General features: G+C 73.8%; 15 protein-coding genes. 10 read left to right on the forward strand and 5 right to left on the reverse strand.

Annotated elements, in window-relative coordinates; all coding sequences use genetic code 11:
* Positions 1 to 3: 3 nt before the first annotated feature.
* Positions 4 to 1,806 carry a long-chain fatty acid--CoA ligase gene (locus BFV98_RS27605; protein WP_013475734.1) on the reverse strand — a complete coding sequence of 601 codons (1,803 nt, stop codon included), beginning with the start codon at positions 1,804 to 1,806 and terminating at the stop codon, positions 4 to 6.
* A gap of 166 nt (positions 1,807 to 1,972) precedes the next feature.
* Here BFV98_RS27605 and BFV98_RS27610 point away from each other — a divergent pair, with 166 nt between their 5' ends.
* The 6 genes from BFV98_RS27610 (at position 1,973) to BFV98_RS27635 (ending at position 7,436) form a co-directional block, all read left to right on the forward strand.
* Positions 1,973 to 2,428 carry an SRPBCC family protein gene (locus tag BFV98_RS27610; protein ID WP_013287675.1) on the forward strand — a complete coding sequence of 152 codons (456 nt, stop codon included), beginning with the start codon at positions 1,973 to 1,975 and terminating at the stop codon, positions 2,426 to 2,428.
* Between the two features lie 41 nt (positions 2,429 to 2,469).
* A complete protein-coding gene (locus BFV98_RS27615; RefSeq protein WP_013475735.1) occupies positions 2,470 to 3,105 on the forward strand; it encodes a hypothetical protein in 636 nt (211 codons plus the stop codon).
* 73 nt (positions 3,106 to 3,178) lie between these two features.
* Positions 3,179 to 4,126, forward strand: coding sequence for an ROK family glucokinase (locus BFV98_RS27620; protein ID WP_036311523.1), 948 nt, complete (start codon positions 3,179 to 3,181; stop codon positions 4,124 to 4,126).
* Position 4,127: 1 nt separating this feature from the next.
* Entirely contained in the window at positions 4,128 to 4,826 is a 699-nt protein-coding gene (locus BFV98_RS27625; protein ID WP_013287672.1) for an endonuclease/exonuclease/phosphatase family protein, read from the forward strand.
* A 379-nt stretch (positions 4,827 to 5,205) separates the two neighbouring features.
* Entirely contained in the window at positions 5,206 to 6,612 is a 1,407-nt protein-coding gene (locus BFV98_RS27630) for an NAD(P)/FAD-dependent oxidoreductase (protein WP_013475736.1), read from the forward strand.
* Positions 6,609 to 7,436, forward strand: coding sequence for an alpha/beta hydrolase (locus tag BFV98_RS27635; protein WP_071098295.1), 828 nt, complete (start codon positions 6,609 to 6,611; stop codon positions 7,434 to 7,436). Before BFV98_RS27630 ends, BFV98_RS27635 begins: the two co-directional genes overlap by 4 nt.
* A 15-nt stretch (positions 7,437 to 7,451) precedes the next feature.
* Here the strand turns inward: BFV98_RS27635 and BFV98_RS27640 are convergent, their stop codons facing one another.
* Positions 7,452 to 8,870 (reverse strand): trehalose-6-phosphate synthase, encoded by a 1,419-nt coding sequence (locus tag BFV98_RS27640; protein WP_013287669.1) that lies wholly within the window; start codon positions 8,868 to 8,870, stop codon positions 7,452 to 7,454.
* 170 nt (positions 8,871 to 9,040) lie between these two features.
* Complete coding sequence (locus tag BFV98_RS27645) at positions 9,041 to 9,880, reverse strand: DUF308 domain-containing protein (protein WP_013287668.1); 840 nt, start codon at positions 9,878 to 9,880, stop codon at positions 9,041 to 9,043.
* 186 nt (positions 9,881 to 10,066) lie between these two features.
* Between BFV98_RS27645 and BFV98_RS27650 the strand changes: the two genes are divergently transcribed.
* The gene (locus BFV98_RS27650) at positions 10,067 to 10,762 is read left to right on the forward strand and encodes a 1-acyl-sn-glycerol-3-phosphate acyltransferase (protein ID WP_013475739.1); all 696 of its coding nucleotides are present in this window, start codon (positions 10,067 to 10,069) and stop codon (positions 10,760 to 10,762) included.
* Positions 10,763 to 10,764: 2 nt separating this feature from the next.
* On the opposite strand, the gene BFV98_RS27655 is transcribed toward BFV98_RS27650, so the two are convergent.
* Complete coding sequence (locus BFV98_RS27655; RefSeq protein WP_083395322.1) at positions 10,765 to 14,232, reverse strand: adenylate/guanylate cyclase domain-containing protein; 3,468 nt, start codon at positions 14,230 to 14,232, stop codon at positions 10,765 to 10,767.
* 139 nt (positions 14,233 to 14,371) lie between these two features.
* Between BFV98_RS27655 and BFV98_RS27660 the strand changes: the two genes are divergently transcribed.
* Entirely contained in the window at positions 14,372 to 14,614 is a 243-nt protein-coding gene (locus tag BFV98_RS27660; protein WP_013287665.1) for a hypothetical protein, read from the forward strand.
* A 78-nt stretch (positions 14,615 to 14,692) separates the two neighbouring features.
* On the opposite strand, the gene BFV98_RS27665 is transcribed toward BFV98_RS27660, so the two are convergent.
* A complete protein-coding gene (locus BFV98_RS27665; RefSeq protein ID WP_013287664.1) occupies positions 14,693 to 15,385 on the reverse strand; it encodes a Crp/Fnr family transcriptional regulator in 693 nt (230 codons plus the stop codon).
* Positions 15,386 to 15,633: 248 nt separating this feature from the next.
* On the opposite strand from BFV98_RS27665, the gene BFV98_RS27670 reads away from it, so the two are divergent.
* Both BFV98_RS27670 and BFV98_RS27675 read left to right on the forward strand, forming a co-directional pair.
* On the forward strand, positions 15,634 to 16,137 hold the full coding sequence (locus BFV98_RS27670) for a polyadenylate-specific 3'-exoribonuclease AS (protein WP_013287663.1): 504 nt from the start codon (positions 15,634 to 15,636) through the stop codon (positions 16,135 to 16,137).
* A gap of 58 nt (positions 16,138 to 16,195) precedes the next feature.
* Positions 16,196 to 16,699, forward strand: a complete 504-nt coding sequence (locus BFV98_RS27675; RefSeq protein ID WP_013287662.1) for a pyridoxamine 5'-phosphate oxidase family protein — start codon at positions 16,196 to 16,198, stop codon at positions 16,697 to 16,699.
* The last annotated feature ends 58 nt before the right edge of the window (positions 16,700 to 16,757 follow it).

The raw sequence follows: 16,757 nt of genomic DNA on the forward strand, positions 1-16,757 counted from the left end.
TAGTCAGCCCCGGTAGATCTCGGCGATCTCCGAGGCGTACGTCTTGTGCACGACCTGACGCTTGACCTTCAGCGACGGGGTCAGCTCGCCGGTGGTCTCGGTGAAGTCATGCGGCAGGATCCGGAACACCTTGATCGCCTCGGCCTTGGAGACCGCCTGGTTGGCCTGGTCGATCGCGGACTGCACCTCGGCGCGCAGCGCCGCGTCGTCGCGCAGCTCGGCCATGCTCGTGGTCTCCGGGCGCCCCTGCCCGGCCAGCCACTTCGGCAGCGCCTCCTCGTCGATGGTGACCAGCGCGGCGATGAACGGCTGCCGGTCGCCGACCACCACGCACTGGCTGATCAGCGGGTGCGCCCGCACCTGGTCCTCCAGCACCGCCGGGGCGACGTTCTTGCCGCCGGCGGTCACGATGATCTCCTTCTTGCGGCCGGTGATGCTCAGGTAGCCGTCGTCGTCCAGGTGCCCGAGGTCGCCGGTGCGGAACCAGCCGTCGGTGCTGATCGCCTCGGCGGTGGCCGCGTCGTTGTGCCAGTAGCCCTGGAAGACGATGTCGCCGGCGATCAGGACCTCGCCGTCGTCGTCGATCCGGATGGTCACGCCGGGCAGCGGGCGGCCGACGGTGCCGATCCGGGTGCCGGTGGGCAGGTTGGCGGCGGCGGCCGGCGAGGTCTCGGTGAGGCCGTACCCCTCGCAGATGGTCACCCCGACGCCGCGGAAGAAGTGCCCGAGCCGCGCGCCCAGCGGCGCGCCGCCGGAGATGGCGTCGCGGCACCGGCCGCCCATCGCCGCCCGCAGCTTGCGGTAGACCAGCTTGTCGAAGAGGGCGTGCTGCGCGCGCAGCCCGAGGCCGGGACCGCCCGGCAGCTCCTGGGCCTCGCTCCACGCGATGGCGACCTTCTCCGCGCGGTCGAAGATCTTGCCCTTCCCCTCGGACTCGGCCTTCTGCCGCGCGCCGTTGTAGACCTTCTCGAAGACCCGGGGTACGGAGAGCACGAACGTCGGCTTGAAGTCCTGCAGCTCGGCGACCAGGTTCTTGGTGTCCGCGCAGTGCGCCATGGTGGCCCGCGCGTGCACGACGCCGACCTGGATGAGCCGGGCGAAGGCGTGCGCGAGCGGCAGGAACAGCAGGGTGGAGGCGCCCTGGCGGAACAGGTTCGGCAGCACCGGCACCGCGTTGGCGATGTCGGAGTAGATGTTGCGGTGGGTCAGCACGCAGCCCTTGGGCCGGCCGGTGGTGCCGCTGGTGTAGATGATCGTGGCGACGTCGTCGGCCTTGAGCAGCGAGCGGCGGGTCTCCACCTCGGCCCGGTCCACCGACGCGCCGGCGGCGACCAGGTCGTCGACGGCGCCCAGGTCGATCTGCCACACCTCGCGCAGCTCGGGCAGCCGGTCCCGGACGCCGGCGACCATGGTGGCGTGCGCGGTGCTCTCCACCACCACCGCCACGGCGCCGGAGTCGCCGAGGATCCAGGCGGCCTGCTCGGCGCTGGAGGTCTCGTAGATCGGCACGGTCACCGCGCCGGCCGCCCAGATCGCGTAGTCGAACAGGGTCCACTCGTAGCGGGTGCGGCTCATCAGGCCGACCCGGTCGCCGGGCGAGACGCCTGCGGCGATCAGGCCCTGCGCCACCGCCACCACCTCGTCGCGGAACTGGCGGCAGGTGACATCCTCGCGCGCGTCCGTTCCCGCGCCGGGGCGGACGAACTGCACGGTGTCCGGGGCGACCTCGGCGTTTTCCCAGACCGGGTCGGTCAGGTTGGCCGCGTCGCCGACGGTGACGATCGGCGGGACGGAGAACTCGCGCACCTGCACTCCCTCGTGCTCTACCGGCGGGGGCCGGCCTGGTCGGCTCTGTCGAAACCTACCCGCACACCCCGGGGGGTCTGCCAGGGAGGTTGCCCGCCCGGCTGGTGGGACGCCGTCCGGCGGGTGGAGCGGGACCGGGCGGGAGGCGGCCGGGTAGCCTCCCCACATGGCGGACTCCTCCACCCAGTCGATCATCGTCGGCGCGTCACCGGACCGGGTGGCGGCCGTCATCTGCGACTTCCCGAGTTATCCCGAGTGGGCCGAGGCGGTACGCCGGGCCGAGGTGATCGAGGAGTACGAGGACGGCTACGCCAGCCAGGTCCGGTTCACCCTCGACGCGGGCGTGATGGCCGACGAGTACGTGCTGGCCTACGAGTACGCCGAGGACATCTCCCGGATCGAGTGGCACCTGGTCGCCCCGTCGAAGATGCAGCGCTCCCAGCGCGGGTCGTACGACCTGGTGGGCAACCCGGACGGGACGACCACGGTGACGTACACCCTTGAGGTGGAGCTGTCCGTGGCGATGCTCGGCATGTTCCGCCGCAAGGCCGAGAAAATGATCATGGACGCGGCGTTGAAGCAGCTCAAGCGCCGGGTAGAAGCACCCGGTGCGGCGCAATGACCCGACCGTCGTCCCGGTAGTCACGCTGGAGGAGCCGAACCATGGGCACCACTGATCCGGGTTCGGCCCGGGAAGAGGCCGAGCGCCTCGTCGCCACACTGCTCGCCGGCGCGAAGATGGCCGCCGCCGCACCCGGCTCCGGCGCCTGGGGTCCGCTCGGTGGGATCCTCTCCGGTGTCCTCGGTCACACCCCGCCCGGCGCCGGCCCCGCTCCGGAGACGCCCGCGCCCGCCGGTTTCGCCACCGGCTCGCCGGAATGCTGTGTCTGCCCCGTCTGTCGCGGTATCGCCGCGTTGCGGGATCCAAGTCCCGAGTTCGCCGAGCGGCTTGCCACCGGCGCCGGGGACCTGGCAGCCGGGGTGGCCAGCCTGCTGCGCGCGTTCACCCCGGCCGAGCCGGAGCGAACCGCCGACGCCGGCACCGCCGCACCGGCCGGATCCGGGGACCACGTGTGGCGCGAGGCGACCCGTACCGGGCATGATTCTCAGCCGGCACCCGAGCAGGACGTGTGGTCCGCCGCCACCCGGGGGGAGGGCGCGGCCGATTCGGGTGCCACCGCCGACGCCGCCGGGCCGCCGGAGCCGGACACGAGCCGGACACCGGCCGGCCGTCCCGTGGTGCCCGCCTCGCGGGCGTCCGGAGAGGTGGGCGCGGACGCACCAGGCGACGGGGCCTGACCACCGGACATCCCGGGACCGTACGGCCGGTTCGGCCGGTCCCCGGGCAGCACAGCAGAGGGGAGTGGCAGCGGTGACGCTGACCATCGGAGTCGACGTCGGTGGCACGAAGGTGGCCGGCGGTGTCGTGGACGACGCCGGCACGGTACTCGTGCAGACGCGACGGGACACCCCCGCCGACGACGTGGCCAAGACCCGTGACGTCATCATCGAGGTGGTCACCGAACTGGCCGCCGGTCACGCCGTGGAGGCGGTCGGCATCGGCGCCGCGGGCTGGATCGACGCCTCCCGCTCCACCGTGCTGTTCGCCCCGAACCTGGCCTGGCGGGACGAGCCGCTGCGCGCGTACGTCGGCGACGCCACCGGCCTGCCGGTGATCGTGGAGAACGACGGGAACGTGGCAGCCTGGGCGGAGTTCCGCTACGGCGCGGCCCGCGACGCCGACGACTCGATGGTCATGTTCACCATCGGCACCGGTGTCGGCGGCGGCATCGTGCTCGGCGGTGGCCTGGTCCGCGGCGCCAACGGCATCGCCGCCGAGCTGGGCCACATGCTCACCGTGCCGGACGGCCACCAGTGCGGCTGCGGCCGGCTGGGCTGCATCGAGCAGTACGCGAGCGGCAGCGCGCTGGTCCGCTTCGCCCGCGCCGCCGCCCGGCAGGAGCCGCACCGGGCGGCCGCGTTGCTGGAGCTGGCCGGGGGCGAGGCCGAGACGATCACCGGTCCGATGGTGACCGCCGCCGCGAAGGGCGGCGACCCGGTCTCCACCGAGGCGTTCGCCCAGGTCGGCCGCTGGCTCGGCACCAGCCTCGCCGACATGGCGCAGATCCTCGACCCGCAGGTGCTGGTGGTGGGCGGCGGCGTGATCGACGCCGGTGACCTGCTGCTCGGCCCGACCCGGCGGTCGTTCGCCGACGCGCTGGCCCAGCGCAGCCGCCTACCCGTCGCCGAGGTGCGCCCGGCCGAGCTGGGCAACACCGCCGGTGTGATCGGTGCCGCCGACCTGGCCCGGCGGATCTGACATGACTGATGCGGGTGTGCCGCTGCGGGTCGTGTCGTACAACATCCACAGCCAGCGCGACGACACGGCCGCGCTGGCCGAGGTGGTCCGGACTGCAGCCCCGGACGTGGTGATCGTCCAGGAGGGACCGCGCCGGTTCCGGTGGCGGCAGAAGACCGCCGCGCTGGCCGAGTCGTTCGGCATGGTGGTGGCGGCCGGTGGCCTGCCGTCGCTGGGCAACGTGCTGCTGACCAGCCTGCGGCTGCGGGTCGTCGACACCAGCTGCCAGCGGTACCCGCTGACGCCGGGACGGCACATGCGCGGCGCCGCGTATGCGCACTGCCGGGTCGGCGGCGTCGACGTGCTGCTGGCCGGCTCGCACCTGTCCACCGACCCGGCCGAGCGGCCCGCCCAGGCGGCGGCGTTCAAGCGTGAGCTGGCCGCGTCCACGCTGCCCGTGGTGGCCGGCGCGGACATCAACGAGGGCCCGGACGGGCCGGCCTGGCAGACGCTCGCCGAGGGGCTCACCGACACGGCGCTCGCCGCCGACCGGGCCGACCGGCACACGTTCTCCTGCGCCGACCCGCGCCGCCGCATCGATGCGCTGTTCGTCGACCCCCGGATCACGGTGGTCGACTACGACGTGGTGGACACGCCGGCGGCCCGCCGGGCCAGCGACCACTTCCCGGTCCTGGTCGACCTGCTGCTGCCCACCGCCTGACCGCGAGGACCGCCGGGCCGTGACGCACGGTCAGGCGCCCGGCGGCCGGCAGGACAACCGCTTCGCCGCCTTTGCTCTGCCGCCATATGCGCACCAGCTACCCGCCGTGACCGGCGGGCCGTGTCCCGGCCGGACGGCCGCGAGACATCGGCGCAGCTCCCGGGGGTGCTGCGTCCGTGGCTGCAGAGCAAAGGGCCAAAGAGGGTACGCCTCCCGCGCCGCCGGTCCACTCACGCTCGGTGACCGGCTCTGCGGTGACGCTGAGTCAGGGGAGCCGGGCGGGCGTCGGGTGCCGGATCCGATGGCTGGACAACGGCGGGCATTCTCGGCAGGATTTCGCTCCGACCCGGCACGCGTGCCGCACAAAGGAGAATTCGCGGTGTCCTCCTCCACCGACCCCGGCCGCCCCGATCCGGACCGGACGGACGTCCCGGTCCGCGACGACCGCCCGGTCTCCGACCGGGGCGACACGGTCTGCGTGATCGGCGCCGGCGCCAGCGGCCTGACCGCCGTGAAGAACCTGCGCGAGGCCGGCTTCGGCGTGGACTGCTACGAGCGGGAGACCGGCGTCGGCGGCGCCTGGAACTGGCGGCACGACCGCAGCCCGGTGTACGCCAGCACCCACCTGATCTCGTCCCGGCCGTTCACCCAGTTCCCCGACTTCCCGATGCCCGACGACTGGCCGGACTACCCGCACCACAGCCAGCTGCTGTCCTACTTCGAGCGGTACGCCGACCACTTCGACCTGCGCCAGCACGTCTGGTTCGGCACCGAGGTGGTCCGCGTCGAGCCGGTCGAGGGGGACCGCTGGGACGTGACCACGCGCAGCACCGGCGGCTACGGCCCCGAGCGCACCTCCCGGTACGCCGCCGTGGTGCTCGCCAACGGCCACAACTGGTCGCCCAAGCTGCCCCGCTACGAGGGGCTGGAGGAGTTCCGCGGCGAGGTCATGCACGCCTCGTCCTACAAGGACCCGGCGCAGCTGCGCGGCAAGCGGGTGCTCGTGGTCGGCGCCGGCAACACCGGCTGCGACATCGCGGTGGAGGCGGCCCAGCAGGCGTCGCACTGCTGGCACTCCACCCGCCGCGGCTACTGGTACGCCCCGAAGTACGTCCTCGGCCGCCCCGCCGACCAGGTGAACGACACGCTGCTGGCGCTGCGGGTGCCGTTGCGCGTACGGCAGTGGCTCTACCACTGGACGCTGCGGCTGACCGTCGGCGACCTGACCCGGTTCGGCATGCCCAAGCCTGACCACCGGGTCTACGAGACGCACCCGATCGCCAACAGCCAGCTCGTCTACTACGTCGGCCACGGCGAGGTCACGCCGGTGCCGGACGTGGCCCGGTTCGACGACCGCGCGGTGGAGCTGACCGACGGCCGCCGGATCGACCCGGAGCTGGTCGTCTTCGCCACCGGCTACCTGCCGCGCTTCGAGTTCCTCAAGGGCCGGGTGCTCGGCGACGAGGACGGCTCCGGGCGGCCCCGGCTGTGGCTCAACGCGTTCACCGCCGGTCACCCCACGCTCGCGGTGGTCGGCCTGGTGCAGCCGGACTCCGGCATCTTCCCGATCTCGCACTGGCAGAGCGTGCTGTTCGCCCGGCTGCTCACGCTGCGCGCCACCCGGCCGGAGCGGGCCGCCGCGTTCGACCGCAAGGTCCGGGCCGGCCTGGGCGAGCGGTACTCGGCGAAGGTCAAGGACAGCACCCGGCACTGGTTCGAGGTCGGGCACGCCGACTACCTGCGCGCGCTCCAGCGGGCGCTGCACGAGCTGGAGGAGGGTAAATGACGGCGGCCGAGCGGGTGCGGGTGGTCCGGTCCTGGGAGTGGGCCCGCCCGGAGCGGCCCGCCCGCCGCGAGGTGCTCGCCGCCCTGCCGGAGCGGGAGGAGGCGAAGCCGCCGCTGCTGTTCGTGCCCGGGTTCGGGCACGGGGCGTGGGCGTTCGCCGAGCACTGGCTGGGGCACGCCGCCGGTCGCGGCTTCCCGGCGTACGCGCTGAGCCTGCGCGGGCACGGCGGCAGCGAGCCGGCGCCGGAGGCGACGCTGCGGTCGTACACCCATGACGTGACGCAGGTGGCGGCGAGCCTGCCGCGGCAGGCGGTGCTGGTGGGGCACGGCGTCGGCGCCCGGGTCGTGGCGCACGCGATGGCCCGCTACCCGGCGCGGGCCGCGGTGCTGGTGGCGCCGGTGCTCGGCGGCTGGGGGACGTTCGGGACGGCGTTGCGGCGCAACCCGGTCGGCACGGTGCCTGCGGTCTTCGGCGCCGGACTGCGACTCAACCGGCGGCAGTTGTTCAGCCGGGAGCTGCCGGACGCCGACGCGCGGCGGCACCTGGCCCGGCTGGGCCGGGCCGGGCGGCGGGCGCAGTGGCAGCTGCTGACCGGCCGGTCGCCGGAGCCTGCGGTGGGCCGCCCGCCGGTGCTGGTGCTCGGCAGCCCGGACGACCGGGTGCTGCCGGCCACGGCGCTGACCAGGGCCGCCCGGCGGTACGCCTCGGCGCCGCTGCTGTTCCCCGGCATGGGGCACGACCTGATGCTCGACGCCCGCTGGCGCGAGCCGATCGACGCGATCCTGGACTGGCTGGACAAGGACCCGGCGCCCGCCCAGGGGTGAGCGCCGGGGCTCGGGTCACCGGGTGGCGGGGCGGCGGCCGACGAGCGTTCCGCTCTCCTCCAGTGCGCTGAGGTAGGACGCCGCCCAGGCGTGGATGTCGTTGTGGGCCAGGTGTTCGCGCATCGCGCGCATCCGGGCCGCGACGTCCTCCGGGCCGGCGCGCAGCGCGGCCAGCAGCCCCTGCTTCAGGCCGTCGAGGTCGTGCGGGTTGACCAGGTACGCCTGCTCCAGTTCGGAGGCGGCGCCGGCGAACTCGCTCAGCAGCAGCGCGCCGGTGCCGTCGACCCGGGCCGCCACGTACTCCTTCGCGACCAGGTTCATGCCGTCGCGCAGCGGCGTCACCGCCATCACGTCCGCGACCCGGTAGAGCGCCACCAGCTCGGCGCGGTCGAACGGCTGGGTGAGGTAGTGGATCGCCGGCTCGCCGACCCGGCCGAACTCACCGTTGATCCGGCCGACCTGGTGCTCCACCCGGTCGCGGAGGATCTGGTACTGCGCCACCCGGTCGCGGCTGGGCACCGCCACCTGGACCAGCACCGTGTCGCGGACCTTGATGTCGCCGTTGGCGAGCAGCTCCCGGTACGCCTTGAGGCGTTGCTCGATGCCCTTCGTGTAGTCCATCCGGTCGACGCTGAGGATCACCTGCTCGGGCCGGCCGAGATCCTGCCGCAGCCGGCGGGCCCGCTCGGCGACCTCGGGGCGGGCGGCGAGCGCGGACATCTCGGCGGTGTCGATGGCGACCGGGAAGGCACCGATGCGCACCACCCGGCCGTCCACACCGATCCGCCGGTCGGTGGCGGGCAGGCCGAGCACCTTGGCGGCGAGCTGGGCGAAGTTGTGCGCGGCCTGGGCCCGCTGGAAGCCGACCAGGTCGGCGCCGAGCATGCCGCGCAGCAGTTCGGCCCGGCGGGGCAGCTGCATGAACAGTTCCGGCGGCGGGAACGGCACGTGCAGGAAGAACCCGATCCGCAGGTCGGGGCGCAGTTCGCGGAGCAGACCCGGCACCAGCTGGAGGTGGTAGTCCTGCACCCAGACCAGACCGCCCGGCTCGGCCACCCGGGCCGCGGCCTCGGCGAACCGCTGGTTGACCCGCTGGTACGCCTCCCACCAGCGGCGGTGGTACTCCGGCTGCTCGACGGCGTCGTGGTAGAGCGGCCAGAGGGTGGCGTTGGCGAAGCCCTCGTAGTGGTCGCGGAAGTCCTCGGCGCTCAGCGGCACGGTGTGCATCCGGACGCCGTCCACGTCCGGCAGGTCGGGCGCGGGACCGGTGCCGCCGGCCCAGCCCACCCAGGTGGCGGGTGTGTGCCGCAGCAGCGGGTGCAGGGCGCTCACCAGGCCGCCGGGGCTGCGGCGCCACTCGAAGGCGCCGTCGGGCGCCACGCTGTCGTCGATGGGGAGGCGGTTGGCCACCACCACGAGGGGGCTCTGTCGCATCTCGGGCATTCCGCTCAGCAGGGGACCGGCAACCCGGAGGAGTCGCAAGCCGGACAGCCGGTGCGGGACGTGACGTTCGGCCTATTCCTACTGACTGTAAGTTACACGCTTGTTACGCCCCCGCCCAGGGCGGGCGGCGTCCCGCCATCCGGGCAGCGTCCGGCGCGGCGTCAGACGACCGCGCCGTCGTCCGGGTCGTGGTCGTCCCGGTCGCCCGGGCGCAGCCGCCAGATCAGCATGACGAAGCCGGCCAGGATGCCGGTGAAGCCGAGCAGCGTGACCACCGACGGGTCGACCAGCGACACCACGGTGGGGGACAGGAACAGCAGGAAGCCGAGCACGATGCAGGCCACGCCGAGCACCGCGTACTTGGAGAAGCGGGGCAGCGGGGGCGGCGGGGGCGGGGTGTAGTGCTCCTCGTCCGACGCCTCGTCGGGCAGGTTCGCGCCGAACGTGTCCAGGCCGTCGAGCAGCGAGGGCTCGTCGTGCCGGTCCCGGCTGAGCGAGACACCGGAGACGTCGGCGGCGTACGGCAGCCGGCGCACGTCGGTGGCGGTCGGGCCGGCGGGCTCCTCGGCCCGGCCGCCGGCGGCGGTGCCCGGCGCGGGCGGGTCGTCCACGTCCTCGGCGGCGGGCCAGGGGTGGCTGCCGGCGCTCGGCGCGGTGTGGAAACCGGCGACGATCTTCGCCCACTCGGCCTCGATGTCCGGCTCGTCGGCGCGCGGCGGGTCGCCCCCGCCCTCGTCGGCGAGCTGGGTCAGGTAGTCGCGGGCGGTGGTCAGGTGCGACCTGTCGACGTAGAGCCGGTCGACCGGGCGGGCCGGGACGGTGGTGGTGCGGGTCACCGGGTTCAGGTCGGCCGAGGGCTGGAGGTAGGCCGCGATGCCACCGGCGGCGAGCACGTCGAGCAGGTGCTCGCCGACGCGTGGATCGACGTCGCCCGCGATCGCGTACTCGGCCGCGTCGAGCCCGTTGTCCCGTCGTCCCCGACGGGGCCCGCCCCCTGACACCGGACACCCCCTTCGCCGATCCCTGCCCGTGCCCTGAATCGTGACACGTCGGCACCCGGTTCCGGGAGTGCGTTGTGGCGTGCCGCTCGTCGTTCGTACCCTCTTCCCGGACTCCCGTGGGCGCCGCCGGCGCCTCCGGGGCCACGCGGCGACCCGTCCGCCGCCACCGACACGGGAAGGACGCCGGTGCTGTACTGGCTGCTGAAGTACGTCGTTCTCGGCCCACTGCTGAGGTTGATCTTCCGCCCGCAGGTCGAAGGGCTGGAGCACGTTCCGGAGACCGGGCCGGTGATCCTGGCCAGCAACCACCTCTCCTTCTCGGATTCGATCTTCACACCGCTGATCGTCAAGCGAAAAGTCACATTCATCGCGAAAGCCGAATACTTCACCGGTAAGGGCCTCAAGGGCCGGCTCACCAAGATGTTCTTCGTCGGCTCCGGCACCATCCCGGTCGACCGCTCCGGCGGACGGGCCGCCCGGGCCGCCCTCGACACCCAGCTCTCCGTGCTGCGCGCCGGTGGCATCGCCGGGATCTACCCGGAGGGCACCCGCTCGCCCGACGGCCGGCTCTACCGGGGCAAGACCGGCGTGGCGCGGCTGGCGCTGGAGAGCGGCGCCCCGGTCGTCCCGATGGCCATGCTCAACTCCGACGCGATCCAGCCCACCGGCCAGATCGTCCCGAACCTGGGCCGGGTGCGGATCCGCTTCGGCCCGCCGCTGGACTTCTCCCGCTACGCCGGGATGGCCGGCGACCGGTTCGTCGAGCGGGCGGTCACCGACGAGATCATGTACGAGCTGATGGAGCTGTCCGGCCGCGAGTACGTCGACACGTACGCCCAGAAGGCCAAGAGCGCCGCGGTGGGGCAGCCGGTCCCGGCCTGACCTCAGCCCGCCCCGGCGATCCGGAGCAGCCCGGTGGCGGCGTGCCGGCCGGCGAACGCGCGTACCCGGGCCAGCGTCGCCGCCGCGGCCGGCGGGTCCGCCTCGGTCAGCGGCCCGACCGCCAGCGCGGACGCGATCATCTGGTCGGTGACGTCGGTCATCTCCGCGTACCCCTCGGCGGCGGAGGTGAGCAGCCGGCCCGCCCGCGCGGCGTCCCCGTCGCCCCGGGCCAGCGCCGCCTCGGCCGACCGCCCGGCCTCCCGTGCCCAGCGGGTCACCCGTGGCGCGTGGGCCAGCAGGTCGCGCACCAGCACCGCGGCGTCGCCGCCGAGCAGCGCGGCGACGTGACCGACCGCCGGCACCCACTCGGCGAACGGGATCATCTTGGTCTGCCGCCAGTCCTCGTCCAGCTCGGTCAGCAGCGCCATCGTCTCGTCCCGGCGGCCCTGCACCGCGCGGCAGAGCGCGGCGTGCGCCAGCGTGGAGCGCAGCACGCGCTGGAAGCCGCTGCGCCGGGCCGCGACGAGCGCCTGGTCCACCAGGTCCTCGCCGGTGCCCGGCCCGGCCGGGTCGTCGCCGAGCGCCCGGATCCAGCCGGACACGGCCACGATGTGCAGGTCCCACTCGTCGGTCGGGCGCCGCGTCGACCCCTCGGCCATCCGCAGCGCCGACGTCCAGTCCCCGCTGTAGTACGACCGGGCCCACTGGTCGCTGAAGCTCACCGTGAGGGCGTGCTCGCCGGCCAGGTCCAGCGAGCGCTGCTCGTCGACCAGCCGGGCCGAGCCGGTCAGGTCGCCCTCCTCCTGGAGCACCCAGGCCAGGTTGTGCACCGCGCGGCGGCGGCTGGTCAGCCGCTCCACCCGGCACTCCTCGGTCACGTCGGCCAGCTCGGCATACGCCTCCTCGGCGCCGGCCTGGTAACGGACCACCGCCAGCGTGATGCGCGCGTTCGCCCGCGCCTCGCGCAGCTCCAGCCGCTCGGCCAGCTCGGCGGCGGTGCGCGCGGCCACGCACGCCGGCTCGGTCTCCGCGTCGAGCATGTGCGCCCGCGCCAGCTCCAGCAGCACGCCCACCTTGTCCTCGCTGTCCGGCAGCGTGGCGTGCAGCCCGATCGCCCGGTCCAGGCAGCGCATCAACTCCGAGCGGTCGGCCCGCGCGAAGGCCGCAGTGGCCAGCAGCCGCCACGCCTTCGCCGCACCGGGCCGGTCACCCGCGCCGGCCAGCCGGCCGGCCAGGGTGGTGAGCAGCGCCGTCCCGCCGCCGTCGAGGAAGCCGTCCCGGTCCCGGTAGAACGCCAGCTCGGCCTGGAACAGCTCGAGCGCCGGGTCCGGACCGCACTCCACGCTCAACGCGCGGTCCACCAGCGTGGCCGCGGTCTCCAGCGCGTGCAGGTCGTACGCCCGGCGTGCGGCCCGGTGCAGCGCGGACCGGGTCGCGGCGGCGTGCGGGGTCTGGTCCAGCCCGACCGTACGGGCGATCTCGTGCGCCGCCCACCTGTGGTTGGCCAGCACCTCGGCCAGGTCGTGCTGCCGGCCGTCGGCGAGCTGCTCCAGCCAGTCGGCGGTGCGCTGGTGCCGGGCGACCCGCTCGGCCCGGGGCAGCCGCTGATAGCAGACGTCCCGGACCAGCACGTGCCGGAACCGGTACTCCGCCTGTCCGGGCATTGTCGACACGGGCAGCTCGTAGACGAGGTCACGGCGCTGGAGGTGGTGCAGCGCGCGTTCGACCCACTCCACCGGGCGGCCGAGCGCCAGCGCCACCGGCGCGGCCCAGAACTGCACGCCGACGACGGAGGCGGCCTGGAGCACCGCGCGGTCGGCCGGGTCGAGCAGGTCCAGCCGGTTGGCGATGACCGCCTGCACGGTACGCGGCATCCCGGCGCCCCCGGCCGGATCGACGAGCGCCAGCCCGGCGGTCCGCTCGGCCAGCCCGCCGTCGAGCAGCATCCGCGCGTACTCCTGGGCGTAGAGCGGGTTGCCGTCGGCGAACTCGATCAGCGGCGCCCGTGCGTCCTGCGGCAGCGTGGCCTGGCCGAGCAGCAGCGAGTAGAGCGTGTCGATGTCCCCGTCGTGCATCGGCGGCACCGAGATGGACATCGCCCCGCTGATCGTGCCGGTCCAGGCCGGGTGCCGCTCGCGCAGTTCCGGCCGGGCGGTCGCGACGACCAGCAGCGGCACGTTGCGGGCCGCCGCGCCGAGCTGCTCGACGAAGGACAGCATCGCCTCGTCGGCCCAGTGCATGTCCTCGAAGACGAGCACCGTGGGGCCGGTCGCGGCCAGGGTGAGCAGGAAGCGCCGCCACGCCGCCTCGGTCTCCGCCGAGGTGAGCCGTTCGCCGGAGACGCCGACGAGCGGGCCCAGCGCCTCGGCCAGCCGTATCGCGTGCGGGTCGGCGAGGTGGCCCAGTCGCTCGCGCAGCCGGTCCCGGATGGTGGCCGGGTCGTCGGCGCCGGTCAGCCCGGCCCAGCTCCGGACGATGTCGGCCAGCGCCGCGTAGGTGACGTTCTCGCCGAACGGCGGGCACTGGCCGGTCAGCCAGGTGACCCGGGTGCCGGGCAGGCTGGCGGCGTGCCGGGCCAGCTCGCGCAGCAGCCGGCTCTTGCCCACCCCGGCCGGGCCGAAGACGGTGAGCAGCTGCGAGGTGCGCTCGGTCAGCGTGCGGTGCAATGCGCTGACCAGCAGGCCCCGCTCGTGGTCCCGGTCGACCATCGGGGTCAGCTCGGCGGTCTGCCCGTCGCGCCGGGGCCGCGCCCGTACGGCCAGCCAGATCCGGCTCACCGACGACCGGCCGCGCAACGTCACCGGTGGCTGGTCGTCGTACTCCATCTCGCGCCGGGTGGCCGCCCAGGTGCTCTCGTCGACCACCACGCCGCCGACCGGGGCGAGCCCCTGCAACCGGCTGGCGGTGTTCACCACGTCGCCGGTGACGAACGCCTGGCCGCCGTCGCGCGCCGCGGCCAGGTCGACCAGGGCCTCGCCGGTGGCGATGCCGACCCGGAACCCGAGCGGCGGGTGCGGTCCGGCCGGCTGCCGGGCCAGGCTGCGTTGCAGCTCCAGCCCGGCGCGTACGCAGCGCAGCGCGTCGTTGTCGGTGGCCACCGGCGCGCCGAACAACGCCATGACCGCGTCGCCGATGTACTTCTCCACCACGCCGCCGTACTGGTGCACCAGCCGGCGCACCGTGGCGAAGTAGACCTGTTGCAGGCTGCGGGCCTGTTCCGGGTCGGCCCGCTCGGCGTATGTCGTGAAGTCGACGATGTCGATGAAGAGCACGCTGACCTGGCGGCGGTCCTCCTGCACCGTGACCGCGTGGTCGCGCAGCGGCTGACCGCAGTTGGTGCAGAAGTTGGCGCCGGTGTCGTTGGCGTGGCCGCAGCCTGGGCAGGCCGCGGCCAGCGGACGGCCGCACCCACCGCAGAAACGGTCGTCCGGCCCGGCGGTCCGGGCGCAGTGTCCACAGGTGAGGTCGATGTCCGGCTCCGTACGCGTGAGGTCCCCAGTGTCCCGCGCGGCCGCGCAGTCGGGTACCCGACGGGTCGGCGGGACGTCACGGCTGTTCGGCCGGGTCTAGTCTCCCCTAGCAGGAAGTCCCGTCGACAGGGAGATTGCCGTGCACGTCCGGCTGTCCGCCTCATGGACCGATCCACGGGGGACGGTGTGGGCCGTCGGTGACACGGTCGACGTGGACGCTGTCACCCTCGCCGAACTGGAGGAAAAAGGCATGGTGGAGCAGCCCGCGGGTAGCGGATCGACCGAGACCACGACCACCACGACGACCCCGCCGAAGAAGACCGACCCGTCGAAGATCGGCCCGGGGCCGAGCTCGCCCCCGGCCGACACCACGAACGACTGACCGGGCGTACGACGAACGGGCGTACGACGAACGCGGCGGGGGCCGGCGGGACGACCGCCGGCCCCCGCCGTCGTCGTGTCAGCGGTCGTTCATGCCGGCCCGGCGGCGCAGCGCCGCCACGTCGGTGACCACGATGCGGCGTCCCTCGGTCCGCAGCCAGCCCCGGCTGGCGAACGAGCCGATGGCCTGGTTGACGCTCTGCCGGGAACCGCCGGCCATCTCGGCGAGCTGGCTCTGGTTCAGCTCGATCGTGATCATCGGGGCCTGGCTCTCGCCGGCCAGCCGGACCAGCGTCTTGGCCACCCGGCCGGGCAGGTCGAGGAAGACGTGGTCGGCGTTCTGCTCGGTGAGCCGGCGGATCAGCTGGCCCAGCGAGCGCATCACCGCGTCCAGGATGCGCGGGTTGGAGTGCACCAGCTCCATGAACGCGGGCCGCGACAGCGCGAGCGCGGCGCAGTCCTCGATCGCCTCGGCCGACGCCGAGCGGGTGGAGGCGTCCAACAGGGACACCTCGCCGAGCACGTCCGGGGGTCGGATCACCGACAGCACCGCGCGCTCGCCGGTCGGGGCGGTGCGGAACACCGCCACCGCGCCGCGGCGCAGCACGATCAGCGACTCGCCGGGGTCGTTCTCGACGAAGAGCAGCTGGCCCTTGCGGTAGGTGCGCGGTACGGCCGCGGCGATGACACGCTGCCGCACCTCCGGCTCAAGCCCGGCGAACATCTCCACACCCGTGAGCGCGTCACCCGGCTCCGGCAGGCGAGACTCCACGGCTCAACCCCTCCCCGGTCAGAAGTCACGACTCGCACACCGGGTGAAGCTGTCAGTCCCGGTACGAGGCAGCTCAACCGGTTCGGCGCCCGACGGCGGTACACATCAGATCATGACGCTCTCGTCGCGTGCTGTACACCCCCGGAAACACTTCCGTGACCATGCCCGGCCGCCGACGGCACGCCCGCCGACCTCGGCGGACGCCCCGGCGACCGGCGCGTGCCGGTGATGGGTGAGGATGGGGGGCGATGGTCTACCGCTATTTCTACGACTGCGAATTCATCGAGGACGGCCGCATCGTCGACCTGGTGTCGATCGGCGTCGTCGACGAGTACGGCCGCGAGTTCTACGCGGTCTCCACCGAGTTCGACGACTCCCGGGCGGTGCCCTGGGTGCGGCGCAACGTGCTGGACAAGCTCCCGTCGCCGGCCGACCGGGCCTGGCGCTCCCGCGCGCGCATCCGCGACGACCTGCACGAGTTCCTGCTGGAGCCGGTGCGGGACCGGCCGGGCGAGCAGCTGGAGCTGTGGGCCTGGTACGCCGCCTACGACCACGTCGTGCTGGCCCAGCTCTGGGGCGCGATGCCGGCGCTGCCGCGGGAGATCCCCCGCTTCACCAAGGAGCTGCGTCAGCTCTGGGACGACCGGGGACGCCCCCGGCTGCCGGACGCCGAGGCCGACCGGCACGACGCGCTGGTCGACGCCCGGCACAACCTGGCGCGGTGGCGGGCGATGACGGCGCGGGAGGTTTGACCGGTTCCGCCCAGGGCACCGGAGCGGCATCTGCGCCGATCCGAGACAGGAGTGCCCCATGAGCAATGAGCCGACCAACGCCGCGGACGCCCGCCGCCGGGTCACCGAGCTGATCCGGGACGCCCGGATCTGCCTGCTCACCACCACCGGCGTGGACGGGCGTCTGGTCAGCCGTCCGATGGGGTTGCAGGAGGCGGACTTCGAGGGCGACCTGTGGTTCTTCGCGTACGCCGACTCGGCGAAGGTCCGGCAGATCCGGGTGAACCCGCAGGTGAACGTCGGTTTCTCCGACCAGCGTCACCACGCCTGGGTGTCGGTGGCCGGCACCGCCACCGAGGAGTGGGACGCCGGCCGGGCGAAGGAGCTGTGGAGCCCGCTGCTGAAGGCGTGGTTCCCGGACGGGCTGGACACGCCCGGGATCACCTTGATCAAGGTGCACGCCGGGTCGGCGGAGTACTGGGACTCGCCCGGCAGCACCGTGGTCAACCTGCTCGGCTTCGCCAAGGCGGCGGTGACCGGCAAGCCGCCGAAGGCGGGGGAGAACCACGAGGTCGGCTACTGACGGGTAGCCCGTCCGCCGTCCGGAACGGCCCGGGGTGCGGTGCCGGCGTACACCTGCG

The organism is Micromonospora sp. WMMB235 (genome assembly GCF_001855515.1).
Lineage (GTDB): Bacteria > Actinomycetota > Actinomycetes > Mycobacteriales > Micromonosporaceae > Micromonospora > Micromonospora aurantiaca.

What these genes read in the sequence shown, in the direction of transcription:
- BFV98_RS27640 (WP_013287669.1), bottom strand. Translation starts at nt 8,870, where the DNA reads ATGCGACAGAGCCCCCTCGTGGTGGTGGCCAACCGCCTCCCCATCGAC.
- BFV98_RS27610 (WP_013287675.1), top strand. Translation starts at nt 1,973, where the DNA reads ATGGCGGACTCCTCCACCCAGTCGATCATCGTCGGCGCGTCACCGGAC.
- BFV98_RS27625 (WP_013287672.1), top strand. Translation starts at nt 4,128, where the DNA reads ATGACTGATGCGGGTGTGCCGCTGCGGGTCGTGTCGTACAACATCCAC.
- BFV98_RS27635 (WP_071098295.1), top strand. Translation starts at nt 6,609, where the DNA reads ATGACGGCGGCCGAGCGGGTGCGGGTGGTCCGGTCCTGGGAGTGGGCC.
- BFV98_RS27615 (WP_013475735.1), top strand. Translation starts at nt 2,470, where the DNA reads ATGGGCACCACTGATCCGGGTTCGGCCCGGGAAGAGGCCGAGCGCCTC.
- BFV98_RS27675 (WP_013287662.1), top strand. Translation starts at nt 16,196, where the DNA reads ATGAGCAATGAGCCGACCAACGCCGCGGACGCCCGCCGCCGGGTCACC.
- BFV98_RS27670 (WP_013287663.1), top strand. Translation starts at nt 15,634, where the DNA reads ATGGTCTACCGCTATTTCTACGACTGCGAATTCATCGAGGACGGCCGC.